At 68.4% G+C, this 24,300-nt stretch carries 29 protein-coding genes; 14 read left to right on the plus strand and 15 right to left on the minus strand.

Going from position 1 to position 24,300, the window contains the following annotated elements:
* Positions 1-7: 7 nt before the first annotated feature.
* Both AC3WJI_RS14755 and AC3WJI_RS14760 read right to left on the minus strand, forming a co-directional pair.
* Positions 8-520, minus strand: a complete 513-nt coding sequence (locus AC3WJI_RS14755; protein WP_492758037.1) for a DUF2141 domain-containing protein — start codon at positions 518-520, stop codon at positions 8-10.
* Positions 517-1,443, minus strand: a complete 927-nt coding sequence (locus tag AC3WJI_RS14760) for a hypothetical protein (RefSeq protein WP_492758038.1) — start codon at positions 1,441-1,443, stop codon at positions 517-519. The genes AC3WJI_RS14755 and AC3WJI_RS14760 overlap by 4 nt, the downstream gene beginning before the upstream one ends.
* Before the next feature lie 190 nt (positions 1,444-1,633).
* Here AC3WJI_RS14760 and AC3WJI_RS14765 point away from each other — a divergent pair, with 190 nt between their 5' ends.
* The gene (locus AC3WJI_RS14765; protein ID WP_492758039.1) at positions 1,634-2,719 is read left to right on the plus strand and encodes a glycosyltransferase; all 1,086 of its coding nucleotides are present in this window, start codon (positions 1,634-1,636) and stop codon (positions 2,717-2,719) included.
* A gap of 174 nt (positions 2,720-2,893) precedes the next feature.
* Here the strand turns inward: AC3WJI_RS14765 and AC3WJI_RS14770 are convergent, their stop codons facing one another.
* From AC3WJI_RS14770 to pyrE, 8 genes are all read right to left on the minus strand, one after another.
* Positions 2,894-4,915, minus strand: coding sequence for a TonB-dependent receptor (locus AC3WJI_RS14770; RefSeq protein ID WP_492758040.1), 2,022 nt, complete (start codon positions 4,913-4,915; stop codon positions 2,894-2,896).
* A gap of 146 nt (positions 4,916-5,061) precedes the next feature.
* Positions 5,062-5,682 (minus strand): maleylacetoacetate isomerase, encoded by a 621-nt coding sequence (gene maiA / locus AC3WJI_RS14775; RefSeq protein WP_492758041.1) that lies wholly within the window; start codon positions 5,680-5,682, stop codon positions 5,062-5,064.
* A gap of 17 nt (positions 5,683-5,699) precedes the next feature.
* Entirely contained in the window at positions 5,700-6,869 is a 1,170-nt protein-coding gene (locus AC3WJI_RS14780; RefSeq protein WP_492758042.1) for an AI-2E family transporter, read from the minus strand.
* Positions 6,866-7,741, minus strand: coding sequence for a signal peptidase I (gene lepB / locus AC3WJI_RS14785; protein ID WP_492758064.1), 876 nt, complete (start codon positions 7,739-7,741; stop codon positions 6,866-6,868). Before lepB ends, AC3WJI_RS14780 begins: the two co-directional genes overlap by 4 nt.
* Before the next feature lie 5 nt (positions 7,742-7,746).
* Positions 7,747-8,160 (minus strand): holo-ACP synthase, encoded by a 414-nt coding sequence (acpS, locus tag AC3WJI_RS14790; protein WP_492758043.1) that lies wholly within the window; start codon positions 8,158-8,160, stop codon positions 7,747-7,749.
* Positions 8,157-8,453, minus strand: coding sequence for a hypothetical protein (locus AC3WJI_RS14795; protein ID WP_492758044.1), 297 nt, complete (start codon positions 8,451-8,453; stop codon positions 8,157-8,159). The genes acpS and AC3WJI_RS14795 overlap by 4 nt, the downstream gene beginning before the upstream one ends.
* Complete coding sequence (locus AC3WJI_RS14800; protein WP_492758045.1) at positions 8,450-9,178, minus strand: pyridoxine 5'-phosphate synthase; 729 nt, start codon at positions 9,176-9,178, stop codon at positions 8,450-8,452. The genes AC3WJI_RS14795 and AC3WJI_RS14800 overlap by 4 nt, the downstream gene beginning before the upstream one ends.
* Complete coding sequence (pyrE, locus tag AC3WJI_RS14805; RefSeq protein WP_492758046.1) at positions 9,175-9,759, minus strand: orotate phosphoribosyltransferase; 585 nt, start codon at positions 9,757-9,759, stop codon at positions 9,175-9,177. Before pyrE ends, AC3WJI_RS14800 begins: the two co-directional genes overlap by 4 nt.
* A 167-nt stretch (positions 9,760-9,926) precedes the next feature.
* Here pyrE and coxB point away from each other — a divergent pair, with 167 nt between their 5' ends.
* From coxB to AC3WJI_RS14820, 3 genes are all read left to right on the plus strand, one after another.
* Positions 9,927-11,087, plus strand: coding sequence for a cytochrome c oxidase subunit II (coxB, locus tag AC3WJI_RS14810; protein ID WP_492758047.1), 1,161 nt, complete (start codon positions 9,927-9,929; stop codon positions 11,085-11,087).
* 4 nt (positions 11,088-11,091) lie between these two features.
* Positions 11,092-12,771 (plus strand): cytochrome c oxidase subunit I, encoded by a 1,680-nt coding sequence (gene ctaD, locus AC3WJI_RS14815; protein ID WP_492758048.1) that lies wholly within the window; start codon positions 11,092-11,094, stop codon positions 12,769-12,771.
* Between the two features lie 136 nt (positions 12,772-12,907).
* Entirely contained in the window at positions 12,908-13,195 is a 288-nt protein-coding gene (locus tag AC3WJI_RS14820) for a hypothetical protein (protein ID WP_492758049.1), read from the plus strand.
* A 16-nt stretch (positions 13,196-13,211) separates the two neighbouring features.
* Here AC3WJI_RS14820 and AC3WJI_RS14825 read toward each other — a convergent pair whose 3' ends face one another.
* Positions 13,212-14,045 carry a CatB-related O-acetyltransferase gene (locus AC3WJI_RS14825; RefSeq protein WP_492758050.1) on the minus strand — a complete coding sequence of 278 codons (834 nt, stop codon included), beginning with the start codon at positions 14,043-14,045 and terminating at the stop codon, positions 13,212-13,214.
* Positions 14,046-14,182: 137 nt separating this feature from the next.
* Between AC3WJI_RS14825 and AC3WJI_RS14830 the strand changes: the two genes are divergently transcribed.
* From AC3WJI_RS14830 to AC3WJI_RS14865, 8 genes are all read left to right on the plus strand, one after another.
* Positions 14,183-15,091, plus strand: a complete 909-nt coding sequence (locus tag AC3WJI_RS14830; protein ID WP_492758051.1) for a heme o synthase — start codon at positions 14,183-14,185, stop codon at positions 15,089-15,091.
* Complete coding sequence (locus tag AC3WJI_RS14835) at positions 15,088-15,228, plus strand: cytochrome c oxidase system small membrane protein (RefSeq protein WP_492758052.1); 141 nt, start codon at positions 15,088-15,090, stop codon at positions 15,226-15,228. The genes AC3WJI_RS14830 and AC3WJI_RS14835 overlap by 4 nt, the downstream gene beginning before the upstream one ends.
* Positions 15,225-15,758 carry a cytochrome c oxidase assembly protein gene (locus AC3WJI_RS14840; RefSeq protein WP_492758053.1) on the plus strand — a complete coding sequence of 178 codons (534 nt, stop codon included), beginning with the start codon at positions 15,225-15,227 and terminating at the stop codon, positions 15,756-15,758. Before AC3WJI_RS14835 ends, AC3WJI_RS14840 begins: the two co-directional genes overlap by 4 nt.
* Before the next feature lie 33 nt (positions 15,759-15,791).
* The gene (locus AC3WJI_RS14845; RefSeq protein ID WP_492758054.1) at positions 15,792-16,676 is read left to right on the plus strand and encodes a cytochrome c oxidase subunit 3; all 885 of its coding nucleotides are present in this window, start codon (positions 15,792-15,794) and stop codon (positions 16,674-16,676) included.
* 121 nt (positions 16,677-16,797) lie between these two features.
* Positions 16,798-17,358 carry an SURF1 family protein gene (locus AC3WJI_RS14850; protein WP_492758065.1) on the plus strand — a complete coding sequence of 187 codons (561 nt, stop codon included), beginning with the start codon at positions 16,798-16,800 and terminating at the stop codon, positions 17,356-17,358.
* Positions 17,359-17,609: 251 nt separating this feature from the next.
* Entirely contained in the window at positions 17,610-19,001 is a 1,392-nt protein-coding gene (gene thrC / locus AC3WJI_RS14855) for a threonine synthase (RefSeq protein ID WP_492758055.1), read from the plus strand.
* A gap of 151 nt (positions 19,002-19,152) precedes the next feature.
* Positions 19,153-20,022, plus strand: a complete 870-nt coding sequence (locus tag AC3WJI_RS14860) for a class I SAM-dependent rRNA methyltransferase (protein WP_492758056.1) — start codon at positions 19,153-19,155, stop codon at positions 20,020-20,022.
* The gene (locus AC3WJI_RS14865; protein ID WP_492758057.1) at positions 20,022-20,318 is read left to right on the plus strand and encodes a hypothetical protein; all 297 of its coding nucleotides are present in this window, start codon (positions 20,022-20,024) and stop codon (positions 20,316-20,318) included. The genes AC3WJI_RS14860 and AC3WJI_RS14865 overlap by 1 nt, the downstream gene beginning before the upstream one ends.
* Positions 20,319-20,327: 9 nt before the next feature.
* Here the strand turns inward: AC3WJI_RS14865 and AC3WJI_RS14870 are convergent, their stop codons facing one another.
* The 3 genes from AC3WJI_RS14870 to AC3WJI_RS14880 all read right to left on the minus strand — a co-directional run bounded on the left by AC3WJI_RS14870 (position 20,328) and on the right by AC3WJI_RS14880 (position 22,151).
* Positions 20,328-20,972: a heme exporter protein CcmB gene (locus tag AC3WJI_RS14870; protein ID WP_492758058.1), complete on the minus strand. Its 645-nt coding sequence runs from the start codon at positions 20,970-20,972 to the stop codon at positions 20,328-20,330.
* Between the two features lie 208 nt (positions 20,973-21,180).
* The gene (ccmA, locus tag AC3WJI_RS14875; RefSeq protein ID WP_492758059.1) at positions 21,181-21,750 is read right to left on the minus strand and encodes a heme ABC exporter ATP-binding protein CcmA; all 570 of its coding nucleotides are present in this window, start codon (positions 21,748-21,750) and stop codon (positions 21,181-21,183) included.
* A complete protein-coding gene (locus tag AC3WJI_RS14880; RefSeq protein WP_492758060.1) occupies positions 21,747-22,151 on the minus strand; it encodes a metallopeptidase family protein in 405 nt (134 codons plus the stop codon). Before AC3WJI_RS14880 ends, ccmA begins: the two co-directional genes overlap by 4 nt.
* 29 nt (positions 22,152-22,180) lie before the next feature.
* On the opposite strand from AC3WJI_RS14880, the gene AC3WJI_RS14885 reads away from it, so the two are divergent.
* Entirely contained in the window at positions 22,181-22,486 is a 306-nt protein-coding gene (locus tag AC3WJI_RS14885; protein ID WP_492758066.1) for a 4a-hydroxytetrahydrobiopterin dehydratase, read from the plus strand.
* Between the two features lie 183 nt (positions 22,487-22,669).
* Here AC3WJI_RS14885 and AC3WJI_RS14890 read toward each other — a convergent pair whose 3' ends face one another.
* Positions 22,670-23,461 (minus strand): SDR family oxidoreductase, encoded by a 792-nt coding sequence (locus AC3WJI_RS14890; RefSeq protein WP_492758061.1) that lies wholly within the window; start codon positions 23,459-23,461, stop codon positions 22,670-22,672.
* Between the two features lie 54 nt (positions 23,462-23,515).
* Here AC3WJI_RS14890 and AC3WJI_RS14895 point away from each other — a divergent pair.
* Positions 23,516-24,300: ATP-binding cassette domain-containing protein (locus tag AC3WJI_RS14895; RefSeq protein WP_492758062.1), on the plus strand; the 785-nt coding region annotated here is incomplete at its 3' end.

A 24,300-nucleotide genomic window follows, 5' to 3' on the forward strand; every position in this document is an offset into this window, starting at 1 on the left:
GTCTTCCTCAGTCCAGGGGGCCGAAGCCGCCGAGCCCCTTGAGATATTGCGCGCGCACGGTGATCTGGCCGCCGTTCGCGGGGATGTTGACCAAGGCCTGGCGGACCTTCGGGCGGCTGCGGCCGAGCCGCTGGTTGCTCGGGAAGCCGGCGCCGTCCTGCCAGAAGTTGAACTTGTTCTTCCCGTCGCGGTCGTGCGTGAACAGCAATGCCCATTGGCCGGCGCTCGGCGCACGGATGCACAGGGTGACCGGGCCCGACCCGGGCATCGGCGACCACACGCGGCGCATCTGCTTGCCCTCGGCCTTGATCGTGCGATCGTCCTTGAGGAAATCCTCCTCGTTGCCCGGATAGAGTTCGAGCTTGAGACGACCTGTCCGGTCCTTGAGTCCGGTGACGTTGACGTAGAGCTTTGGGCCGGCGCCGCGCGCGCACGACCCGTCGATCGGATCCTGCGCGCGCGCCGCACCGGGCAGCGCCAACGCGGCGAGCGCGAGGGAGAGAAAGGCGGGGCGAATCATTGCTTGTTCCTCGTGATCAGGGCGTGCGCGCTGAAGCCCGCGATCAGCGCGACATGGGCGAGCAGGGTCAGCGCCGCGATCAGCGCCATCAGTTCGGAGAGCGAATCGCCCTGCCCGATCACCACGCCGGCGATCGTCGCAAAGGCGACTTCCTTGTTGGGGACGAGCGGCAGGCGCCAGACGAGCAGGCGCCCCGCCGCCATCAGCAGCCAGAAGCCGACCGAGACCTGCGGCAGCGCGAAATGCCAGGCGATCGCGATCAGGAACGAGCCGGTCAGGATGCGCACGCAGTGGATTCCGAAGATCCACCACAAAGTGCCGCGCGGCTGCGAGAAGACGCGCCGCGAGAAGATCATGAAGGGCAGCGAGGTGGCGACGATGATGCCGATCGACCCCCACACCCAATTCTGCTGAACATGCGTCAGCAGCCCCATGCCGAACGGCGCGGCGAGCACGATCATCGCCAGGGTGACCGCGTTGCCGGCGATCGCCGACAGGATCGTCACGTCCTTGACCGCGCCGAAGGGCGCCGCGACCATCTGGGTACGCTGGCGCGCCCAGGCGTAGAAATAGGCCTCGCCCGAATAGCCGACCAGCACTTCGTTCGAGATGCGCTTCTTGTGGAGCGCGGCCATCCCGGCGAGCGGGATGTCCCATAGCCGCTTGAAGATGATGTAGTCGAAGGTCGGCGGGCCGAGATAGTAAAGCAACAGCGCGATATAGAAGAATGGGCTGCCCGGCAGCCGGCGCGACAGCCCGGCGAGCCCGGTGTCGAACAGTTCGTGCGCCAGCGCGGCGATCATCAGCAGGGTCAGCGCGCCGCCGAGCAGCATCGGCCAGCGGCGCTTGATCTTCTCGACGGGCTCGAGCCCGGCCAGATCGGGCGCGCTCGCCAACGGAGCTTCGACAGCGCTGGTGTTCACCGAAGCCTCCACTGCTGGTTCGTTCACTGGATCATGTTCCGCTGCAGAAACGTCAAACAAATTTCGCTTTGTTTCCGCGTCTTGCCTCGCCCCCCGATTGTGCGCGTCCGTGCGGAGATGGCCGACTGCCAGCAGAATGCGGTTTATTGCGGGGTCGATTTGGGCGTAAGCATGGCAAACCGCAAGCCATATGTCGCACCGCACCCCTTCCGAAACCGCCCGGCACATCCTCAGCTACGCCCAGACGATGCGCGGCGGCGGCGTCGAGCGCGCCTTGCTGCGGATGGCCGAGGGCTGGCTGCGCGCGGGGCGACGCGTGACGCTGGTGATCGGCAGCGACGAAGGGCCGCTCGCCGCGGAGATCCCGGACGGCGTCGCGCGGATCACGCTCGGCGACGCGCGCTATTCGGCGCTGTTCGGGCTCGCCGGCCATGTCCGGCGAGTGGCGCCCGACCTGATCTTCTGCCCGGGCAATCATTATAGCGGCGTCGCGGCGGTGACCCGGCTGCGGCTCGGCCGCGGCGCGCCGCCGATCGTCGCCAAGGTGTCCAATGCGCTGGTCCGTCCGGAGCAGAAGGGTGTCGAGGCCTGGGGCTATCGCCGCTGGCTGCAGCTCCATCCGCGCTTCCTCGACCATGTCGTCGCGATGACGCCGGCGATGGCGGCGGAGGCGATTGCCGAGATGGGCATTTCGCCCTCGCGCGTGAGCGTGATTGCCAATCCGCCGGCTTTGCCAAGGCCTGACGCCACACCGGTGGCGCTGCCGGAGGGGCGCTACATCGTCGGCGTCGGACGGCTCGAGCCACAGAAGCGCTGGGATCGGCTGATCGACGCGCTGGCGCGGCTCGACGATCGGGAAGTGCGGCTGCTGATCCTCGGCGAGGGCAGCATGCGTGGGCAGCTCGAGGCGCAGGTGGCGGCATCGGGACTGGGCGCGCGGGTGTCGATGCCGGGACATGCCGGCGATCCACTGCCTGCGCTGGCGGGGGCGGCGGTCGCGGTGCTGACGTCGGATTATGAGGGCGTACCGGGGGTGCTGCGCGAGGCGCTGTCGGTGGGGACGCCGGTGGTATCGACCGAATCGAGCGTCGCGGTGCGCGAGATCGTGGCGTCGCCCGAACTGGGCACAGTGGTGGCGCGCGAGGATGCCGCCGCGCTAGTGGCGGCACTGAACCATTGGCTCACGCCCGGACGCGCGCGGCCGGTGCCGGTGATCACCACGGGCGATCCGATCGCGGACTATCTGGCGCTGTTCGACCGGCTGGTATCCGAATAGACTCTTGCTCCGGCTTTCGCAGCAGCACGGCCGGCGCTGCAGTCGATCATGCTGTTCCCCGGCGAAGGCCGGGGTCCAGTTGCGAGCGGTTGCGGGGTGGTCACGCTTTCGCGACCCTGCCGAGACTGGGCCCCGGCCTTCCCCGGGGAACAGAGCCAGTCGATCCGGTCCCCGCTAGCGGATGCGGTAACGCAGCCCGAGCCAGAGCGTGCGCGGGGTGGCGCGCTCGATCACCCCCGGGCCGCTGATCCCGGCTTCGACGCGGGCGTCGGCTAGGTTCTCGGCGCGTGCCTCGGCGATCAGATTGCCGGTCAGCGGCAGTGCCGCGACCGCGTCGAAGGTGAGCGCGTCGGCGAGTTCGCGGCTGTTCTGGTCGTCCTCGAATTGCGGCGAGGCATAGCGCGCGGTGAGCGAAGCGCCCCGATCGTCGCGGTGCCAGGCAAGCGTAGCCGAAGCCTGGTGCATTGCGGTCTGGGCGGGACGAAGCCCGTCCAGCGCGGCGGCGGCGCCCGATGCGTGGACGCGCGAATCGGCGAAGGCATAAGATGCCGAAAGGCTGACCGCGCCGGCTTCGAACCGGCCGTCGAATTCGACTCCGCGCGCCTCGACCGAATCGAGATTCTGCCGCACGCGGTACACGCCTGCCGCCGAGACGAAGCCGACCCCGGGAAAGGTGCCGGGACCGTTGGCGATCGTCACATTGGCGATCGCGTCGTCCAGGCGATTCCAATAGCCAGTGGTGCGCAAGGTCAGCGCCGGGACCGGGCGCCAGTCGAACCCGATCTCGGCGCCGGTCAGCCGCTCGGGATCGAGCGCGGCATTGGCCGCGGTGGCGTCGGCACCGACGCGGAACGGACGGTAGAGCTCGTTGAGCGTCGGCAGCCGCCAGCCGCGATAGCCCGCCGCGCGGAAGGTCAGCGCGCCTGCCGCGAGCGCCGCCCCGACCCGTCCGGTCGCTTCGGTGCCGCTGCGATCGGCAAAGGCGAGATCGGTGAGCGCTACACCGCCGGCGAGCGGACGCTCGACCAGCGAACCGTTGGTGATCGTCCAACGGTCGAGCCGGCCGCCGGCGTTGAGCGTCAGTGGGCCGGCTTCGTAGCTCGCGTCGGCGAACCCGCCGAAGGTCGTGCTCTCGCCGCCTGCGACGCGGCGACGCGTAGGGGCGCCGGCAACGAAGGTATAGAGTTCCTGGGTGCGCCCGGAGACGCGGCGAACATCGCTGCCCAGCCGCAGCGAGACCCCGCCGCCGACGGGCGGGGCGATCTCGATGCGTCCGCCGATTCCGGTGGCGGGGACGTTGTATTGATCGAGCGTCGCCGTCGCAGTGGTGCGCGCATCGTCGACGCTGGCGAAGCCGCTCGCGAACTGGCGCGTCTGCAGATAGGCGAGCGCCGACCACCCCCATCCGCCGCGCTTGACCAGCCGGATGCTGGCATCGGCGCCGTCGCTGGTGATGCGGGTGAAGTCGACGCCGCGGTCGCGCCGATCGGTGAAGCCCGACAGATTGGCCTGGAGCTCGGCACCGCCGCCGATATCGGCGACGCCGCGCAGCGCGAGGCTGGCCTGCTCGTAGGGCGCGGGGCGGTCGGCGGGGCCGCGATCCTCCGCCACCACCGGCACGAAGCCGTCGCCGCGGGCATATTGGCCGGCGACCGTGACGAACCCGCCGCCGAGGTTCGCCGAGGCCAAAGCGGTCGCGTCGACGCTCTCGCGGCTGCCATAAGCGGTGCGCAGCTGGAACGCGCCGAGATCGGCGGGCGCGCCGCTGATCAGGTCGATCGTCCCGGCGAGCGCGCCGGGCCCGGCATAGCCGCTGCCGCCGCCGCGGGTGACGCGGATCGCGGCGAGGCGCTCGGGCAGATAGGCGGGGAAGGCGACCCAGCCGCCGAACGGATCGGTCTGCGGAACCCCGTCGAGCACGACCAAGGCGCGGCTCGACGCATTGCCGCCGAGCCCGCGCAAAGTGATGCCCTGGCTGGTCGGGTGCGCCGAGCGCGAATCCGCGCGGCGGAACTGGGCGATCCCGGCGGCGTCGCGCAGGACGTCCTCGAGGCGATTGCTCGCGGTCGAGGTCAGACGTTCACGGTCGATCGTGACGACGTCGTAGGCGACTTCGCCTGGGGGTGCGTCGAGCCCGCGGCCGGTGATGACGATCTCGGGCGGGTCGGCCTGGGCGAGCGCGGGAAGCGGGAGCAATAGCGAACCGATCGCCAAGCAAAGTCTGTCACCCCGGCCGAAGTGCCGGGGTCCACTGTGCCGATGGCGAGAAATCAAGTGCTCGAAGGGCATCCATAGCCGCCCGGTGGACCCCGGCCCTTCGGCCGGGGTGAAGCTAATTTCTGTCACTTTGGCGCCACGCGATCCGGGTGGGCGGCGGCGAAGGCTTCGATCGCCTGCGCGGCGGCGTCGGCGGCGACCAGCTTCGGATACGCATCGAGCGGGGTGCCGAAGCGGCGCGCGTTGAACATCTGCGGCACCAGGAACACGTCGGCGACGTTCGGCGCCGCGCCGCCGAGGAACGGGCCGTCGCCCGCCATTGCCTCCAGGGCCGCGAACCCCTCGGCGATCCAGTGCCGCGTCCAATCGTCGCGTGCCTCGTCGTCGACGCCCATCGCCTTGAGCCGGCGCAGCACGCGCAGATTGTTGAGCGGGTGCGTGTCGGCGGCGATCACCAGCGCACGGGCGAGCGCGGCAGCGCGGGCATCGGGGTCGGCGGGGATCAGCCGCGGCTCGGAATAGCGCGCGTCGAGCCAATCGATGATCGCGAGGCTCTGGGTGAGCACCTTGCCGTCGACTTCGAGCGCGGGGACGAAGCCCTGCGGGTTCAGCGCGAGGTGCTCCGGGGAACGCTGCTGGTTCTCCAGCAGCATCACGTCGCGGCGTTCGTACTCGACGCCCTTCAGGTTGAGCGCGATGCGGACGCGGAACGCCGCGGACGAGCGGAAATAATCGTGGAGCAGCATGGCCCTTCCCCCTTGGCTCAGGTAACGGGGAGCTGCCCCGGCGGTTCCGCGATCGTCGCCGTGCCCGCGACGGTATCGCGGTGGCGGATGCGCCAGTGGAAGCCGCGCGATTCATTGTTGCGCGCCTTGGCCGCGCGCTCGGCCTCGCTTTCGAGCGCGACCTTGATCATCGCGACGATCGGATCGGCGAGCGCCAGCCCCATCACCCCGAACAGGGTGCTGGCGAGGATCTGCGCCGACAGGGTCAGCGCGGGCGGCAGGTCCACGGTGCGCTTGGCGACCAGCGGGATCAGCACATAGCCGTCGAAGGTCTGCACTCCGAAATAGATCGCGATCGCCCACAGGCCCTGGTCCTGCCCGGCGCTGAACCCGACCGAGACCATCAGCACGCCGCTGACGAATGCGCCGATATTGGGGATGAAGGCGAGGATGCCGGTGATGATGCCGAGCAAAAGCGCCATCGGCACCCCGGCGATCCACAACAGGATGAAGGTCAACATGCCTTCGAACACCATGCCGAGCAGCCGGCCGGCGAGCAGCACGCGCAGCATCCGCGCCATCCGCGCGATCGTCACCGAGAAATCGTCGCGCGCCTCGATCGGCACCATCCATTGCAGCCCGCGCTCGTAGATGCGCGGGTCCATCGCGACGAACAGCCCGATCGACATCACCATCAGCAGGCTCGCACCGGCGCCGAGCACCGACCCGACCGCCGAGGTCAGCCGGCCGATCGAGCCGAGCGCCTGCTGCGCCATGCCGGTCAGGTCGGCGCGGCCGGGCATCAGCCCGAGGCTGGAGATCCACGAGACGACGCGGTTGCCCTGGATCTCGAGCGTGGTGCGCAATTGCTCGGCCTGGAGCGCGATCTGGACGCCGGTCAGATAGAAGACCCCGCCGATGAAGGCGATGACGAACAATACGACGAGCAGCAGCCGAAGCCCGCGCGGGATCGGCAGGACGCGGCCGAGCAGCCGCACGCCGCCGTCGAGCATCGAGGCGAAGACGAGCCCGCCGAAGATGATCAGCAGCGGCTGGATCAGCAGCACGACCAGCGCCGTGCCGATCGCGAGCCCGAACCAGACCGAGGCGCGCTTCAGCTCGGCGCGGACGATCGGGTCGCGCAGCTCGTTGGGGCCGGGCTGGTGGACGACGGCGACGCCTTCGCTCTGCGGGGAATCGGCGGTCATCGGGTCTCCTGGGTCGGGTGGAGCGACGTGCCGGCGCGGCCGGGACGGAAGGAGGCGGGCCAGCTCAGCGGGTTCCAGCTCGCGCTGCCGTCGAGCGAGAAAGTGAGGAATTCGGCGCGTCCGCCGATATTCTCCCACGGCACCGGGCCGCCGAGCCCATTCTGGGCGACGGTGAAACGGCTGTCGGCCGAATTGTCGCGATTGTCGCCCATCAGGAAGACGCGGCCTGCGGGCACCTTGGTCTCGGGATAATTGTCGCCGGGGCTCCAGCCGAGGTCGACCGTGTCGTAGGACCGGCCCTCGGGCAAAGTCTCGCGGAAGATCGGCAGCCGGCAGACCGCCTTGCCGTCGGCCAGGCGGACGAGGCTGTCGCGATAATGATCGGGGTCGCAGCGGGTGTTGGCGTCGACCGGGATGTCGCGCGTCCCCGCGGCGCGGCGCGGGATCGGCTTGCCGTTGAGCCAGACCACGCCGTCGCGCACCGCGATGGTGTCGCCGGGCAGCCCGATGACGCGCTTGATATAGTCGGTCTCGGTGCCCGGCGGGGTGACGATCACCACGTCCCCGCGCTTGGGCAGGCTGCCGAACAGACGGCCGGGAATGAACGGCAGCAAGTGAAAGGTCGGCGTGACGAAGCTGTAGCCATAGGGATATTTGGTGACGACCAGCCGGTCGCCGACCAGCAGCCCCGGCATCATCGATTCGGAGGGGATGTAGAAGGGCTTGGCGACGAGGCTGTGGAAGCCGAGCACCGCGAGGATCAGCCAGAAGATGCCGCGCAGCTCGGCCCACCAGTCGGTGCCGCGCCGCGCGTCCTTGTCCCGCTCTTCGAAATCCTGTTCGTGCGTCAACGCCAACTCATCCGCGGCCATGGCCATCACTCGTCCTTCCCGACCGCGATCGCCTCGATCATCACCATGGCAAAGGCCCAGGGATGATCGTCGGTCAGCGTGAGATGCACCTTCGCGACGTGGCCGTCGGGCGTGAGCGCGTCAAGCCGCGCCTTCGCTCCCCCGGTCAGCGCCAGCGTCGGCGCCCCCGAAGGCGCATTGACGACACCGATATCCTTGAGGAACACGCCGTTCTTGAACCCGGTTCCGACCGCCTTGGAATAAGCTTCCTTGGCGGCGAAGCGCTTGGCGAGCGTGGCGGCATAATTGTGCGGGCGCCGCGCGGCCTTTCTGAGCTCGGTCTCGGTGAAGGCGCGCGCCTCGAAGCGGCTGCCGAAGCGGTCGAGCGAGGACTGGATCCGCTCGATGTTGCACAGGTCGGATCCCAGGCCGAGGATCATGCCGGCCCCAGCAGCAACAGCACCGCGACGCTGGCACAAGGCGCGGCGACCACCAATGCGAGCGGCAGCCAGCCATAGCCGCGGCGCGAACGCAGGACGAGGGCGCCGATCCACAGAAGCGCGCCGGGCGCCAGAATCGGCAGCGAGCGTCGCATGGCCGTTTCGACGATCCTGGCCGTGTCGGCGTTCGGCACTTTGCCCAGCAGGATCCCGATCGGTATCATGGCTGCGCGCGCACAGAGATAGGCGCTGATCGCCGCCACGATGAAAAAGGTGACGCCGCGCAGCGTCAACGCGCCGAATCCATCAGTGCGCGCATCCGCTGCACCACCGGCGCCAACCCGTCGAAGATCGCCTCGCCGATCAGGAAGTGGCCGATGTTCAATTCCATCACCTGCGGGATGGCGGCGATCGGCACGACATTGTCGAACGTCAGCCCGTGCCCGGCATGCGGCTCGAGCCCGGCCTTGGCGGCGAGCGCGGCGGCGTCGGCGATGCGGCGCAGCTCGTCGGCCCGCGCGTCCTCGGCGAGCTCGCAATAGCGCCCGGTGTGGAGCTCGACCACCGGCGCGCGCAGCCGCAGCGCGGCGTCGATCTGGCGCTCGTCGGGCTCGATGAACAGCGACACCCGGCTGCCGTTGTCGCGCAGCTTCGCCACCATCGGTGCGAGATGCTCGTACTGCCCCGCGGCGTCGAGTCCGCCCTCGGTGGTACGCTCCTCGCGCTTCTCGGGAACGATGCACACTGCGTGCGGGCGGTGGCGGAGCGCGATCGCGAGCATTTCCTCGGTCGCCGCCATTTCCAAGTTGAGCGGGATGGTCAGCTCGGCCGAGAGGCGGGCGATGTCGTCGTCGGTGATGTGGCGGCGGTCTTCGCGCAGATGCGCGGTGATCCCGTCAGCGCCCGCCTCGGCGGCGAGCAAGGCGGCGCGCACCGGATCGGGATAGCCCGAGCCGCGCGCGTTGCGCACCGTCGCCACGTGATCGATGTTGAGGCCCAGGCGCAGCTTGCCGGTCATGCTTCGGCGCGGCTCCCCGGCTTGATCGCGGGGATCGCGGCGAGCTCGGGCGGCAATGCCTCGGGCGCGTAGGTGGGCACATCGAGTTCGAGCAAGGCGAAGAAGGGGACTTCGAACGCCGCAGCGCCGCCCGAGCGATCGACCAGCGACGCCATCGCGATCACTTCGCCGCCCGCTTCCTCGATCGCCTTGATCGCCTCGCGCGAGGACAGCCCGGTCGTGACGACATCTTCCATCATCAGCACCCTCTGGCCGGGTTCGAGGCGGAAGCCGCGGCGCAGCTCGAAGCTGCCGGTCGGGCGCTCGACGAACATCGCCTCGACGCCCAGGGCGCGCGCCATTTCATGCCCGGCGATCACCCCGCCCATCGCCGGCGAGACCACCGCGCTGATCTGCTCGCGCAGCTCGGCGGGGATCTGCGCGGCGAGCGCTTCGGCGAGCCGGGCGCCGCGCTTGGGGTCCATCAGCACGCGGGCGCATTGGAGGTAGCGCGCGCTGCGCAGCCCAGACGAGAGGATGAAATGGCCCTCGAGCAATGCGTCCGCCGCGCGAAACTCTTCCAGAACTTCGTCTCGGGTCAACGCGCCCACTCCATGCTGCACCTGCGCGCACTCTTAGGGACGCCACCCAGCGTCCGCAACGGCCATCAAAAAGGGTTGAGAATGGCCTTGAGCCGCGTATACGCGCTGACTGTTCCTTTTCCTTTCTTGCCGACGGCGCAGCCACGCCAACAGGGTGAAAACAAACGATGCGCATGCTTGGATTGACTTCGATTGTCCTGGCTGCGGGACTGGCGCTGGGGGCGCCGGTCTACGCGCAGAATAGCGCAGCGCCCGCCGCCGCGCCGGCAGCCGCCGCCACGACTCAGCAGGACGCCGGCACCACGGGCGCCCCTGCCGGCGCTCCGGCCACGGCAGCCGCACCGACCCCGGCGGCGGTAGCCGATCCGACGCTCGACGCGTCGGGCAAGCCGCTGCTCGGCCCGTCCAAGACGATCGGCCAGCCGCGGGACGCGATCTACGGGCTGCAGGACCAGGTGACGCCCAATGGCCGCGAGGCGCATTGGTTCCACAATACGATCCTCGTGCCGCTGATCACGATCATCTCGCTGTTCGTGCTCGCGCTGCTGATCTGGGTGATCATCCGCTATCGCCGCGCCGCCAACCCGACGCCGTCGCGCACCAGCCACAACACCGCGATCGAGATCGTCTGGACGCTCGCCCCGGTGCTGATCCTGATCGCGATCGCCGTGCCTTCGATCCGGCTGCTCGCCGCGCAGTTCAAGCCCGCGCCCGACAATGCCGTGACCTTGAAGGCGATCGGCAACCAGTGGTTCTGGAGTTACGAATATCCCGATCACGGCGACATCAAGCTGACCGCCAATCTGCTCAAGGAGCAGACCGAAGTCGCACCCGGCCAGCGCTACCGCACCGACCAGGACGGCCCGCGCCTGCTCGCGACTGACACCCGCGTCGTGCTGCCCTATGGCGTGCCGATCCGCCTCGTCACCACTGCACAGGACGTGATCCACAGCTGGGCGGTCCCCGCCTTCTGGATCAAGCTCGACGCGGTTCCCGGCCGCCTCAACGAGACCAGCTTCATCATCGAGAAGCCCGGCCTCTATTTCGGCCAGTGCTCGGAACTGTGCGGCGCGCGCCATGCGTACATGCCGATCGCGGTCGAGGCAGTGAGCCCGGCAGTGTTCGCGCAGTGGGTCGCGTCCAAGGGCGGCAAGATGCCCGGCGCCAATGCCGAGCCGCAGTCGACCACCGCCGCGGGCAACGATGCCTCGGCCGAGACCAGCAACGCCGCAGAAGCCGGACCGGTCGAGAACGCGACCGTGCCGGCCACGGTTACCAACAAGCCCGCGACGCAGAATCCGGCGGGCCTCGGACAGACGGGCAACTGAGACCATGACCGACACCGCTCTCCAGGCGCATGACCACGGCCACGCCCATGCGCACGACCATCACGACGCCGATCACAAGCCCAGCTTCTTCCAGCGCTGGTTCATGTCGACGAACCACAAGGACATCGGCACGCTCTACCTGATCTTCGCGATCGCCGCCGGCATCATCGGCGGCGGGATCTCGGGCCTGATGCGCGCCGAGCTGATGCACCCGGGCATCCAGTATCTGCCGACCTGGCTGAACATGCTGCACGGCGGCGGGCACAGCCTCGACGACGCACTCCACTTCTGGAACGTGCTGATCACCGCGCACGGCCTGATCATGGTGTTCTTCATGGTCATGCCGGCGATGATCGGCGGCTTCGGCAACTGGTTCGTGCCGATCATGATCGGGGCGCCGGACATGGCGTTCCCGCGGATGAACAATATCAGCTTCTGGCTGCTCATCCCGGCCTTCACGCTGCTGCTCGCCTCGCCGTTCGTCGGCGTGGGCGCGGGCACCGGCTGGACGGTCTATGCGCCGCTCTCGACCTATGGCGAGCCCGGACCCTCGGTCGACATGGCGATCCTGTCGCTCCATCTGGCGGGCGCGAGCTCGATCCTCGGCGCGATCAACTTCATCACCACGATCTTCAACATGCGCGCGCCGGGCATGACCCTGCACAAGATGCCGCTGTTCGTCTGGTCGGTGCTGATCACTGCGTTCCTGCTGCTGCTGGCGCTGCCGGTGCTCGCTGCTGCGATCACCATGCTGCTGACCGACCGCAATTTCGGCACGGCATTCTACGATCCGGCGTACGGCGGCGATCCGATCCTCTACCAGCATCTGTTCTGGTTCTTCGGGCATCCCGAAGTGTACATCATGATCCTGCCGGGCTTCGGCATCGTCAGCCAGATCATCGCGACTTTCAGCCGCAAGCCGGTGTTCGGCTATCTCGGCATGGCCTATGCCATGGTCGCGATCGGCTTGGTCGGCTTCGTCGTTTGGGCGCACCACATGTTCACCACCGGGCTTTCGGTGACCGTGAAGATGTACTTCACCGCGGCGACGATGGTGATCGCGGTGCCCACCGGCGTGAAGATCTTCTCGTGGATCGCGACGATGTGGGGCGGCAGCCTGACCTTCAAGACTCCGATGGTCTGGTCGATCGGCTTCATCTTCATGTTCACCGTCGGCGGCGTGACCGGCGTCGTGCTCGCCAATGGCGGCGTCGACGATTACATGCAGGACACCTATTACGTGGTGGCGCACTTCCACTATGTGCTGTCGCTCGGCGCGGTGTTCTCGCTGTTCGCCGGCTTCTATTACTGGTTCCCGAAGATCTCGGGCCGGATGTACAGCGAACTGCTCGGCCAGCTGCACTTCTGGGTGTTCTTCATCGGCGTGAACGTAATGTTCTTCCCGATGCACTTCCTGGGGCTCCAGGGCATGCCGCGGCGCTATCCGGACTATCCCGACGCCTATGCGCATTGGAACCAGGTCGCGACCTACGGCTATATGATCATGGCCGCCGGCGTCGGCATCTTCTTCGTCAACATCGTCTACTCGCTGATCGCGGGCCGCAAGGCGGGCGACAATCCGTGGGGCGAAGGCGCGACGACGCTCGAATGGACGCTGTCCAGCCCGCCGCCCTTCCACCAGTTCGAGACCTTGCCGGTGATCGACGGCGGTTCGCACCACTAAGCCGCTGCCGAAAGGCAACCGCAAGCGCCCCGGGGGAAACTCCGGGGCGTTTTCATTTGGCAAGCGCGGGCCCGCAGGCGAAGATGGTTCGTTGAGTCCGGACGTCGGAGCCGGCGGGCGAGCGTGAAGGACGGCGATGTACAAATGGGCATATGGCGGCTGGGCCAGCGCGGGGCTCGACGCCTGGGCACTCGGCATGGAAGCCTCGGCGGTGATCGGGCTGCGCACGGTGAAGATGGCTACCGGCGGGTTCGATGCCGCCGAAGAGGCGCGGCTGATGGTTTCCGAAAAGATGCAGGCCGCGATCGAGCTTCAGGCGGCTCTGGTCACCGGCAAGCTCGGCGGCGATCCGCTCGCCGGCACGCGGAAAGTGCTCCGCCACTACCGCCGCAAGGTGAAGGCCAACCGCACCCGGCTGGGCTGAGTACCGGCCTTAGAAGTCAGCGCGACTCGTCGTCGAGCCAGGGCGCGGGATCGACCGGGACCAATCGGCCGGCAGCGGCATCCGGCGTCCACAAGGTGGCATCCTGCCGATGATCGAGTCGGACGATCGGAGTCTGGTAAGGCTGCGCGTCTCCCGAGGCGATGTTGCGGTCGATCTGATCGATCGCCTGATGAATGTTCGACATGTCGACGCCGTCGAGTGCGCTGACGCCATATTGCCACCATTGCAGCGTGAGGAGCGCCTCCACCACGGCCGGCTCGAAGCGATAGCGGATGATCCGCGCTGGGCTGCCGCCGACGATCGCATAAGGCGGTACGTCGCGAGTCACCACCGAGCGGGCGGCGATCACCGCCCCGTCCCCGATCGTCACGCCGCGGCGGATCAGCGCGCCTTCGCCGATCCATACATCGCTGCCGATTCGGATCTTGGGAAAGCCGTTATCGCGCCGCGACCACCATTTCTCGGACGACCTGCTCAGCACCTCGCTGTTGCGCTCGCGAAACGCCTCCATCTGCCGCCACGGAAACGCACCCTGGAAGATCGGGCTGGGCGACAGAAAATCGGTGGGATGCTCTTCGACGCCCGTCATCACATTATAGGCAATCGAGCAGAAGCGGCCGATCATCCAGATGTGGCGCATCGACGTGCGCTGGCCACCGAGAAAGGTGAAGGCGCCGATGAACTCGATGTCGTAGACGCCTTGGCGCAGCAGGATCGGCGGCTCGACGTGCAACTCCTGCGGCGGCACGTCGGGATGGGGAAAGCCGATCGTCACCTCGGGATCGATCAGCACCGAGAAGCGATCGAGAATCCTGCGCGAATCGTGCATGTTCCGGGCGATCCTTCTCGATATGGCCCGAAGCCGGGCGAGGCATGACTTTCTCTTAGCTTCGGACAGGCTTACTGGCCATCCGCCGCACCGCGCTCTTTCCGCGCCCAGGAGTCGGGCCTATAGCGCAAACGATCATGTCGTCCGCACCCACCCTAGCCGGTACCGATCTCCCTGCCGACTGGCGCGATTTCCTTGCGCTGACCAAGCCGCGGGTGATGACGCTCGTCGTGTTCACCGGGCTGTGCGGGATGCTCGCTGCGCCGGTGCCGATCCATCCGGTGCTGGGCTTCACGGCGATCCTGTGCATCGCATTGGGCGCGGGCGCTGCGGGGGCGCTCAATCAATGGTACGAGGCCGATCTCGACGCCAAGATGAAGCGGACGCAGAAGCGCCCGCTCCCCGCCGGGCGGATGGACCGCCAGTCGGCGCTGCATTTCGGGGTCGGGCTGGCCGGGTTCAGCCTGGCGCTGATGTATTTCGCGATCAACCTCGCGGCGACGATCATCCTCGCGGCGTCGATCCTGTTCTACGTCTTCGTCTACACGATCTGGCTCAAGCGCCGCACCCCGCAGAACATCGTCATCGGCGGGGCCGCGGGCGCCTTCCCGCCGCTGATCGGCTGGGCGGCGGCGACCGGCGACGTCGCCTTGCTGCCGGCACTTTTGTTCGCCTTGATCTTCCTGTGGACGCCGCCGCATTTCTGGGCGCTCGCTTTGTTCGTGAAGACCGATTACGCCAATGCCGGGGTGCCGATGCTGCCGGTGGTGGCGGGGGAGCGTTCGACCCGGCTCCAGATCGGGCTCTACACCCTGCCGATGGTCGCCGCGGCGATCGCGCCCTGGCCGCTGGGGCTGGCCGGCGCGGTCTATGGCTGGTCGGCAGTGGTGCTCGACGCGGTGTTCCTCGCTTTGGTCGCGCAGGTCGCGCTGCGCCGCTCGGTGCCCGGCGACGCGATGGCCCCCGAGAAGCGGCTGTTCAAATATTCGATCTTCTATCTGTTCCTGATGTTCGGCGCGCTCGTCGCCGATAGGTGGCTTGCATGACCGACCTGGACCAAACCCAGCTGATCCGCGCCCGTCAGCGTTCACGCGCGCGCGTCATGGGAGTGCTGCTGGCGGTGTTCGTCGTGCTCGTCTTCGCGATCTCGATCGTGAAGATCCAGATCGGGCATTCGGGATGAACCGCAACCTGCGCACGGCATTGTTCGCGGGGCTCGGCGTCTGCACGATGACCGGCGTCGGCTTTGCGAGCGTGCCGCTCTACCGGATCTTCTGCGAGGCGACCGGTCTCAACGGCACCACCCAGCGCGGGCTGCGCGCGCCGGGCACCACCGGCGACAAGATCACCGTCGCATTCGACAGCAATGTCAGCCCGAAGCTGCCCTGGCGCTTCGTGCCCGAGCAGCGCGCCGACACGATCGACGTCGGCGGCCGCGACATGGCCTTCTTCAAGGCGAAGAACCTGTCGGACAAGCCGATAACCGGATCGGCGACGTTCAACGTCACCCCTGCCGCCGCCGGCAAATATTTCACCAAGATCCAGTGCTTCTGCTTCACCCAGCAGACGCTGCAGCCGGGCGAGGAGGTCCGCATGCCGGTGATCTTCTACGTCGATCCGGCGATCCAGCAGGACCCCGACGCGCGCGACATCCGCGAGATCACCTTGTCCTACACATTTTACCCGGTAGATTCCGGCAAGACTGCAAGCTAGAGACGCCCCAAAGCGATAAACAGGGACGAGCCGATGGCGGGTGCCAAGAACCACCAATATCACATCCTTCCCCCGAGCATCTGGCCGCTCTTCGGCTCGATGGCGGCTTTGGTGCTCGCCTCGGGCGGCATCATGTGGATGCACAGCATGCCCTCGGCGAACCTCGTCTTCTTCGCGGGCGTTGCGGGCATTCTGATCACCTTCTTCGGCTGGTGGTCGGACGTGATCCGCGAGGCGCATGCCGGCGATCACACGCCGATCGTCCAGCTCCACCTGCGCTACGGCATGATCCTGTTCATCGCTTCCGAAGTGATGTTCTTCGTCGGCTGGTTCTGGGCGTGGTTCGACTTCGCGCTCTTCCCCTCGACCGTCGACGCGGTCGGCGGGCAATGGCCGCCCAAGGGCATGGAAGTGCTGAACGCTTGGGAATTCCCGCTGCTCAACACTTTGATCCTGCTCTGCTCGGGCTGCACCGTGACCTGGGCGCACCACGCCTTGCTCCACAACCAGCGCGGCGGCGCGCTCAAGGGGCTGTGGGGCCTGCTCGGCGTCGGCGAGGATGACGGCGTCAAGAAGGGGCTGTGGCTGACGATCATCCTCGGCCTGATCTTCAGCTGCGTGCAGGCCTATGAGTACATGCACGCGCCGTTCCCGTTCAAGGGCGCGAGCGAAGGCGGCAGCAGCTATGGCGGCGCCTTCTTCATGGCGACCGGCTTCCACGGCTTCCACGTGCTGGTCGGCACGATCTTCCTGATCGTCAACCTGGTGCGCGTCTATAAGGGCCACTTCACCCCGCGCCAGCATTTCGGCTTTGAGGCGGCGGCCTGGTACTGGCACTTCGTCGACGTGGTGTGGCTGTTCCTGTTCGCGTCGATCTATGTCTGGGGCGGCTGGGGCGCACCCGTCCACGCCGGCTGATTTGGCCGACACGCGCGACACGCAAATCGAGGGAGGCAGCACCGCGCTGCCTCCCTTCGTCGTTTCGAGGCGCCGCTTCCCGCTGATCCCGACCGCGATCGTCGGCCTCGCGGTGGCGGCGATGATCGGGCTCGGGCTGTGGCAGCTGATGATCCGCCGGCCGCAGAAGGAAGCGATGCTCGCGCAGCTCGCCGCCAATCCGTCGCTGCCGGAGATCGCCTTTCCGCGCCTGCCCGACGACCGGCTGCTGTTCCGCAAGGCGCACGGCTATTGCGTTCAGCCGGTGTCGAGCAGGCTCGCCGGCGCGGGCAGCGCCGGCTTCCGCTTCATCGTCGAATGCCGCACCGGCGGCGCCGAGGGGCCGGGGATGCTGGTCCAGCTCGGCACCACGCGCGACCCGATGGCCAAGCCGGTGTGGAAGGGCGGTGAGGTACGCGGCCGGATCGGCCACGCGCCCGACGGCCGCTCGATGCTGGCCTCGCTGTTCGATCGTAGCCCCAAGCGGCTGATGCTGATCGCCGATACCCCCGCGCCGGGGCTCGCGCCGAATGCCGCGCCCGACCTGTCCTCGGTGCCGAACAACCATCTGGCGTACGGCGTGCAATGGTTCCTGTTCGCGGCGGTGGCGAGCGTGATCTACTTGCTGGCGCTGCGCTGGCGAGGGCGGAAGGCGGCCGCCTGACCCCTCTCCCGTCGGGAGAGGGTTGCGCAGACTTGGGTCCGCTTCTTCAGCGGGCCCTAGTCGGAGCTGGGTGAGGGGATCGCCCTATCGATAGTGCAAACACCCTCACCTAGCTCCGCTAGGCAGCAAGCTGCCAAGCTTCGCTACCTCTCCCAATGGGAGAGGAAGAGGAGACGCCCGCCGTGGTTCACCGAAGCACGCTAAACATCACCTATCTTGTGACCCCGTCGACACGCCGCTAACCCCCGCCCATGCGCTACCAAAGCACCCGAGGCGCCGCGCCCCTGCTCGGCTTTCGCGACGTCACGCTTGCCGGACTGGCGAGCGACGGCGGGCTCTACGTTCCCGAGGCGTGGCCGAGCTTCACCCGCGACGAGATCGCGGCGCTCGCCGGCCTGTCCTATGTCGAGACCGCGGTGCGGGTAATGCTGCCGTTCGTCGGGCCGGACCTGTCCGAAGACGAGCTGCGCGACCTGTGCACCCGCGCATACGGCCGCTTCAGCCATGCCGCGGTGACGCCGCTCGTGCAGCTCGACCACCAGCATTGGCTGCTCGAGCTGTTCCACGGCCCGACGCTTGCGTTCAAGGATGTCGCGCTTCAGCTGTTGGGACTGCTGTTCGAGAAGTTCCTGACCGGCGGATCGACCCACCTCACCATCGTCGGCGCGACCTCGGGCGACACCGGCAGCGCCGCGATCGATGCGGTCGCCGGACGGGTCGGCGTCGACATCTTCATGCTCCACCCCAAGGGCCGCGTGTCCGAGGTCCAGCGCCGCCAGATGACGACGGTGCTCGCCCCCAACGTGCATAACATCGCGATCGAGGGCAGCTTTGACGACGCCCAGGCGCTGGTGAAGGCGATGTTCAACCATGCCGACTTTGCCGGCCGCTTCCAGGTGACCGCGGTCAATTCGATCAACTGGGCGCGGCTGATGGCGCAGGTGGTCTATTATTTCTACGCCGCAGTCCGGCTCGGCGCGCCCGACCGGCCGGTCGCCTTCTCGGTGCCGACCGGCAATTTCGGCGACGTGTTCGCCGGCTATGTCGCCGCCAAGATGGGGTTGCCGGTGGCCAAGCTGGTCGTCGCGACCAACGTCAACGACATCCTCCACCGCGCGCTCTCGTCGGGCGACTATTCGACCGGCACGGTCACGCCGACCGCGGCGCCGTCGATGGACATCCAGGTCAGCTCCAATTTCGAGCGCCTGCTCGCCGACCTCGCCGGCGCACCCATAGGCGAGCAGATGCGCGGGTTCGAGGCGGCACGCGCGATGCAGCTCACCAACGCCCAGCGCGACGGCGCGGCAGCGCTCTTCGCCAGCGACCGGATCGACGCCGATGCGATGAACGAGGCGATGCGCTGGGGCTTTGCCGAAGCCGGGCAGGTGCTCGACCCGCACAGCGCGATCGGCTTGGCCGCGGCGCGCCGTGCCGGGCTTCCGGCCGAGGTGCCGGTGGTGACGCTCGCGACGGCGCATCCGGCCAAGTTCGCCGAGGCAGTTGAGCGGGCGACCGGGTTGCGGCCATCGGTGCCCGCGCGCGTCGGCGACCTCCACGAGCGGCAGGAGCGCTACGACGTGCTGCCGGCGACCTTCGAGGCGGTCACCGCCTATATCGCCGAGCGCGCGACGCCCAAGGCCTAGCGCCTCCCCCGGAGGGGGAGGTGGCAGCCGCAGGCTGACGGAGGGGTAGTCTCCTCAAGCGATGTCGCCCGTGGAGACTACCCCTCCACCGCTTCGCGGTCTCCCTCCGGGGGAGGATTGAGAAACGCGCATGTGCTTCTATGGACGTCGCATGGACCTCATCACTCTCACCGGCGAGCCTTGGGCCGATTACGGGCTGATCGACTCCGGCTATGGCCGCAAGCTCGAGCGCTATGGCCGCTACCGCTTCATCCGCCCCGAACCGCAGGCGATGTGGGCGCCCGCGTCCGACAATTGGGAAGCGCATGGCGAATTCCTCCCCGCGCCCGACGACGAGGGTGGCGGCCGCTGGCATTTCACCACGCCGACTCCGCGCGAGGGCTGGCCGCTCCAATGGAACGAAGTCACCTTCACCGCGCAGACGACGCCGTTCCGCCATCTCGGTTTCTTCCCCGACATGGCGCCGGTATGGAGCTGGATGCGCGCGCAGACCGCTGACCTGCCCGCCCCCGAGGTGATGAACCTGTTCGGCTATACCGGCGTCGGCACGCTCGCGCTGGCGGCCAAGGGCGCGCGGATGACGCATGTCGACGCGTCGAAGAAGTCGGTCGCCGAGGGCAAGGCCAATGCCGTGCTGTCGGGGATGGCCGACCTGCCGATCCGCTGGATGATCGACGATGCCGGCAAGTTCGTCGCGCGCGAGGTCCGGCGGGGGCGGCGCTATGACGGGATCATCCTAGATCCGCCCAAATGGGGGCGCGGGCCCAACGGCGAAGTGTGGAAGCTCGAAGAGGGGCTGCCCGGGCTGATCGCCGATACCCGGAAACTGCTCGACGCGGATTCGCGCTTCCTGTTCCTCACCGTCTACGCGGTGCGCATGTCGGCGCTGGCGATCGGCGAGCTGGTCCGCCAGTCGTTCGGCGATCTCGGCGGCAAGGTCGAGGCGGGCGAGCTGACCGTGCGCGAGGAGGCGCGCGGGCTCGAGTTGCCGACCGCGATCTTCGCGCGCTGGAGCCGCTGATGGCGCTCTCGGTGTTCCTGGCGACGGCGGTCGCGGACGACGTCGAAGGGCGCCGGCCGGGCGCGCGGCACGCGATGCTGATCTATGTCGCGGCCGAGGATTTCGAAACCGCCCAGCGCAGGGCCGCGGGCGTCGCGCTCGGCACCGGCTGGATGATGGTGCGACTGGAAAAGGGGATGGAGGTCGCCGACCCCGCGGCGAATGACGATCCCGTGCTGCGCGCGGCGACCGAGACGGCGCTGGCGGAGGGCTCGGCAGTGGTGGTGTTCGGCGACGAGCTGCCGCCCGAGGCGTGAGCGGCCGCTTCAGCTCCGCCCCATCCGGATCGCCGCCCCGGCTACGAACGGGCAGCCCGCGACCAGCAACAGACTGACTGCGCCGAGCAGCTTGAACGCGCCCGGCTGATCCCCGGTCGCGCCCGCGCCGAAGATCAGCAGCGGCACCGCAAAAGGCAGCATCACCAGACCCGCCAGCGCACCGGCACCGCGCAACCCGGCGACGAGCGCGGCGGTAGCCACGCCGAGCGCGGCGAGTCCGGGGGTGCCGATCGCGAGTCCGGCGAGCAACGGCAGCAACGCGGCGCCGGGCAAGTGCAGCAATGCTGCAGCGACCACCGTCGCGGTGAGCAATGCCGGCGCGAAGCCCAGCCAGTGGCCGACCATCTTTGCCGCCGCCACGGCGCTGTCGGAGAGCCCGCGCGCAGCGAACTGGTCGAGCACGCCGCTCTCGGCATCGGGCGTCACCAGCCGCTCGACCGGAAGCAACGCCGCGAGCAAGGCGGCCGCCCAGATCACGCCGCCGCCGACGCGTGCGAGCAACTTGCCGTCGGGGCCGATAGCGAAGGGAAACAGGATTGCGACGAGCAGGAAGAAGGCGATCGGCATCAGCAGCCCGCCGGTGCTCCACGCGCGCCGCAGCTCGCGCCACACGATGGCGAGGAAGGGGCTCACAAATCCTCCCCCGGAGGGAGTGCGAGGTCGGATCGTCCCCCGGACGATCCTCGAACATGCGGGGCATGTTCGGCCTCCCACTGGGGACCAAGCGCAGCTTGGTGGAGGGGTAGGCGCCGCAGGCTAGCGGATTGCTTGGGGAGACTACCCCTCCACCGCTTCGCGGTCCCCCTCCCCCTCCGGGGGAGGATCGGGACGAGCCGCACCTTCACAACTTTATCTCCAGCGCACCGGGCAGCGCGATCGGAAGATGCGTCGCCACCAGCGCAATCCCGCCGCTGCGCCGGTGATCGGCGACCAGCGTCTCCAGCATGCGCACCGAATCTCCGTCGAGCCCATTGGCCGGCTCGTCGAGCAGCCAAACCGGCGCGCCGCTCGCCACCACGCGCGCCAGCCCGGCGCGGCGCCTCTGGCCGGTCGACAGCAGTCGGACGGGGACCTGTGCGAGGGCGTCGAGGTTCACCGCGGCCAGCGCCGCGTCGACCGCCGCGGCGCGTCCGTCTAGCTTCGCCCAGAAACGAAGCGCCGCGGCGACGCACAGTTCGGGATCGAGCGCAGCGCTCTCGGCGAGCAGCGCGCGTGCGCCCTCGCCGCTGACCCGCCCCGCCGCAGCCGGAAGCAGCCCCGCCGCGATGCGGATCAGGCTCGATTTGCCGGTGCCGTTGGGCCCGGTCACCAATGCCGCGTCGCCGGGGCCGAGCGCGAAACTCAGCCCTTCGAACAGCGCCCGCCCGCCCCGCACGCCTGCCACGTCGGCGAAAGCCAGGCCCGCGCTCACCCGGCGGCGTCTTCCAGCGCGTGCATGTCGTCGTCGGACAAGCCGAAATGATGCCCTACCTCGTGCACGACGATGTGACTGACCAAATCCGGCAGCGTCACGCCGGTGGCACACCATTCGTCGAGGATCGCGCGGCGGTATAGGTGGATGCGATCGGGCAGCGCGCCCGAATCGAACGACGATTTCTCGCCGATCGGGCGGCCGTGATAGAGGCCGGTGAGGTCGAACGGATCCTCGATCCCGAGTGCGTCCAGCGTCTCGTCGTCAGCGAATTCCTCGACGATCAGCACGACGTCGGCGAGGTGCGTAGCGAACGGCTCGGGGATGCGCGCCAGCGCCGCGCGGGCGAGCGCCTCGATCGTTGCCGCGTCCGGCGCGTGGGAAGGTGCTTGTCCGCGCATCGCCGAACCCATAGGCGGTAGCGCGAAGGCTGGGCAAGGAGGCGATCATGGTGGCGCGATTGACCGAGGGACACCGGCGCGAGTCGCTCGCCGCGATTCCCGATTGGGGGTATGACGAGGCCCGCGACGCGATCATGCGGCGGCTGACCTTCACCGACTTCAACCAGGCGTTCGGCTTCATGGCGCGGGTCGCGCTGCTCGCCGAAAAGGCCGATCACCACCCCGAATGGTCGAACGTGTGGAACCGCGTCGACATCCTGCTCACGACGCATGATGCCGGCGGCCTGTCGCAGCGCGACATCGCGATGGCGCAGGCGATCGACGCGCTGCTTTAGCGCCGATCAACATTCCGCTTTACCCCTCCGTTTCAAGGGAGGGGCCAGGGGTGGGTAGCGGCGGGCAGGGCTCGATGCCCTGCTCGACGCTCAGATACTTGGCGAGGATTCTCTTTGGGCGCGCAGACGCGCGCACCCACCCCCAACCCCTCCCTTGAAGGGAGGGGCGCAAGGTTGACCATGCTACCGCCGAGCCCCGCGGCGCATCTGCTTGCGCAGCGCGCCCGGCATCCACCGCGCCGCGAAGGCGAGGCGCCGCGCGGTCTTGCCGATGATGACATGGACCTTGTCGCGCTGAATGCCGTCCCAGATCGCCTCTGCGGCCTGGTCGAGCGGCGTGAATTCGAGCCCCGCGGCGCGCACCGAATCGCGCGCGGTGTAATTGGTGCCCGAGATGTTCGAATCGAGCAAAGGCGTGTCGATGAAGCTCGGCATCACCACCCGCACCTTGATCCCATCGGGCGACCATTCGGCGTCGAGCGCCTCGGATAGCCCGCGCACGCCGAACTTGACCGCGGCATAAAGCGCCAGCCCGCTCGACCCGTAGATCGCCGCGGCGGACGCGGTATTGACCAAAGCCGAACCCGGGGTCGCCTTGAGGAAGGGATAGCCCGCGCGCGCGCCGTTGATCACGCCGACGAGATTGACGCCGACGATCCGGTCGATCTCGTCGTCGCTCGCTCCCGCCAGCTGCCCGCCGACCGCGATCCCGGCATTGTTGAACAGCACGTCGAGCCGCCCGCCGCTGCTTTCGGCGAAGGCAGCGAGCGCGGCGCGCCACTGGTCGCGGTCGCGCACGTCCATGACATGCGTCGTCGCCATCCCTGGCGGCAGCATCGCCTGCGTCGCCGCGAGCCCGGCAGCATTGACGTCGGCGAGGCCGACCCGCCAGCCGCGCGCGGCGAACAGCTTGGCGACCGCCTGGCCGATCCCCGACGCGCCCCCGGTGATGAAGATCGCTGGTTCGCCTGCCATCCTGCCCCTCTGTTGTTTTGACCTTTGCCCCGTCATCCCGCACAAAAGCCGGCGATGCCAGAGCAAAGCTGCAGCGTTACCTTCAAAAATGTCAGTAAGGTCTATGCGGGCAGCCCGGCGGCCGTCGACGCGGTGTCACTGGAGGTCACGGCAGGCAGCTTCGTCGCGCTGGTCGGCGCCTCCGGGTCGGGCAAGTCGACCTTGCTCAAGATGGTCAATCGGCTGGTCGAGCCGAGCAGCGGCGAGGTCCTGATCGGCGGCGCGCCGGTGGCCGCCGAGCCGCCGCATCTGCTGCGCCGGCGGATCGGCTATGTCTTCCAGAATATCGGGCTGTTCCCGCACCTGAACGTCGGCGAGAATGTCGCGATCGGGCTGCGGCTCGCCGGAGAGCGCGAGACGCGCGACCGGGTGGCCGAATTGCTCGCTTTGGTCGAGCTCGATCCGGCGCTGGCGGTGCGGATGCCCGATGCGCTGTCGGGCGGGCAGCGCCAGCGCGTCGGGGTGGCGCGCGCATTCGCCTGCGCGCCGGGCGTGCTGCTGATGGACGAGCCGTTCGGCGCGCTCGATCCGGTGACCCGCGACGGGCTCGGCAAGGCGATCCGCGCGCTGCACGATCGGATGGAGCTCACCACGATCCTCGTCACCCACGACATGGCCGAGGCGCTGCTGCTCGCCGACCGGGTGCTGGTGATGGCGGCAGGGCGGATCGTCGCCGACGCCACGCCGCGCGCATTGCTGGCGGGGGAGGCGGGGGCGGAGGCGGATGCGCTGATCGCGGTTCCGCGCGAACAGGCGCGGCGGCTGGCGGAGTTGGAGGACCCTTCGATCCTCCCCGGCAC

This window comes from Sphingomonas sp. FW306-1B-B10E, from assembly GCF_058782005.1.

Bases quoted from the DNA above. Each gene is read 5' to 3' on its own strand.
- coxB (WP_492758047.1), top strand. From the start codon at position 9,927: ATGCGCATGCTTGGATTGACTTCGATTGTCCTGGCTGCGGGACTGGCG.
- lepB (WP_492758064.1), bottom strand. From the start codon at position 7,741: ATGGCCGCGGATGAGTTGGCGTTGACGCACGAACAGGATTTCGAAGAG.
- AC3WJI_RS14835 (WP_492758052.1), top strand. From the start codon at position 15,088: ATGACCGACCTGGACCAAACCCAGCTGATCCGCGCCCGTCAGCGTTCA.
- AC3WJI_RS14865 (WP_492758057.1), top strand. From the start codon at position 20,022: ATGGCGCTCTCGGTGTTCCTGGCGACGGCGGTCGCGGACGACGTCGAA.
- AC3WJI_RS14800 (WP_492758045.1), bottom strand. From the start codon at position 9,178: ATGACCGGCAAGCTGCGCCTGGGCCTCAACATCGATCACGTGGCGACG.
- AC3WJI_RS14850 (WP_492758065.1), top strand. From the start codon at position 16,798: ATGATCGGGCTCGGGCTGTGGCAGCTGATGATCCGCCGGCCGCAGAAG.
- AC3WJI_RS14765 (WP_492758039.1), top strand. From the start codon at position 1,634: ATGTCGCACCGCACCCCTTCCGAAACCGCCCGGCACATCCTCAGCTAC.
- AC3WJI_RS14840 (WP_492758053.1), top strand. From the start codon at position 15,225: ATGAACCGCAACCTGCGCACGGCATTGTTCGCGGGGCTCGGCGTCTGC.
- AC3WJI_RS14820 (WP_492758049.1), top strand. From the start codon at position 12,908: ATGTACAAATGGGCATATGGCGGCTGGGCCAGCGCGGGGCTCGACGCC.
- AC3WJI_RS14755 (WP_492758037.1), bottom strand. From the start codon at position 520: ATGATTCGCCCCGCCTTTCTCTCCCTCGCGCTCGCCGCGTTGGCGCTG.
- ctaD (WP_492758048.1), top strand. From the start codon at position 11,092: ATGACCGACACCGCTCTCCAGGCGCATGACCACGGCCACGCCCATGCG.
- AC3WJI_RS14825 (WP_492758050.1), bottom strand. From the start codon at position 14,045: ATGCACGATTCGCGCAGGATTCTCGATCGCTTCTCGGTGCTGATCGAT.
- AC3WJI_RS14880 (WP_492758060.1), bottom strand. From the start codon at position 22,151: ATGCGCGGACAAGCACCTTCCCACGCGCCGGACGCGGCAACGATCGAG.
- thrC (WP_492758055.1), top strand. From the start codon at position 17,610: ATGCGCTACCAAAGCACCCGAGGCGCCGCGCCCCTGCTCGGCTTTCGC.
- AC3WJI_RS14860 (WP_492758056.1), top strand. From the start codon at position 19,153: ATGGACCTCATCACTCTCACCGGCGAGCCTTGGGCCGATTACGGGCTG.
- AC3WJI_RS14890 (WP_492758061.1), bottom strand. From the start codon at position 23,461: ATGGCAGGCGAACCAGCGATCTTCATCACCGGGGGCGCGTCGGGGATC.
- acpS (WP_492758043.1), bottom strand. From the start codon at position 8,160: ATGATCCTCGGCCTGGGATCCGACCTGTGCAACATCGAGCGGATCCAG.
- maiA (WP_492758041.1), bottom strand. From the start codon at position 5,682: ATGCTGCTCCACGATTATTTCCGCTCGTCCGCGGCGTTCCGCGTCCGC.
- AC3WJI_RS14845 (WP_492758054.1), top strand. From the start codon at position 15,792: ATGGCGGGTGCCAAGAACCACCAATATCACATCCTTCCCCCGAGCATC.
- AC3WJI_RS14830 (WP_492758051.1), top strand. From the start codon at position 14,183: ATGTCGTCCGCACCCACCCTAGCCGGTACCGATCTCCCTGCCGACTGG.
- AC3WJI_RS14780 (WP_492758042.1), bottom strand. From the start codon at position 6,869: ATGACCGCCGATTCCCCGCAGAGCGAAGGCGTCGCCGTCGTCCACCAG.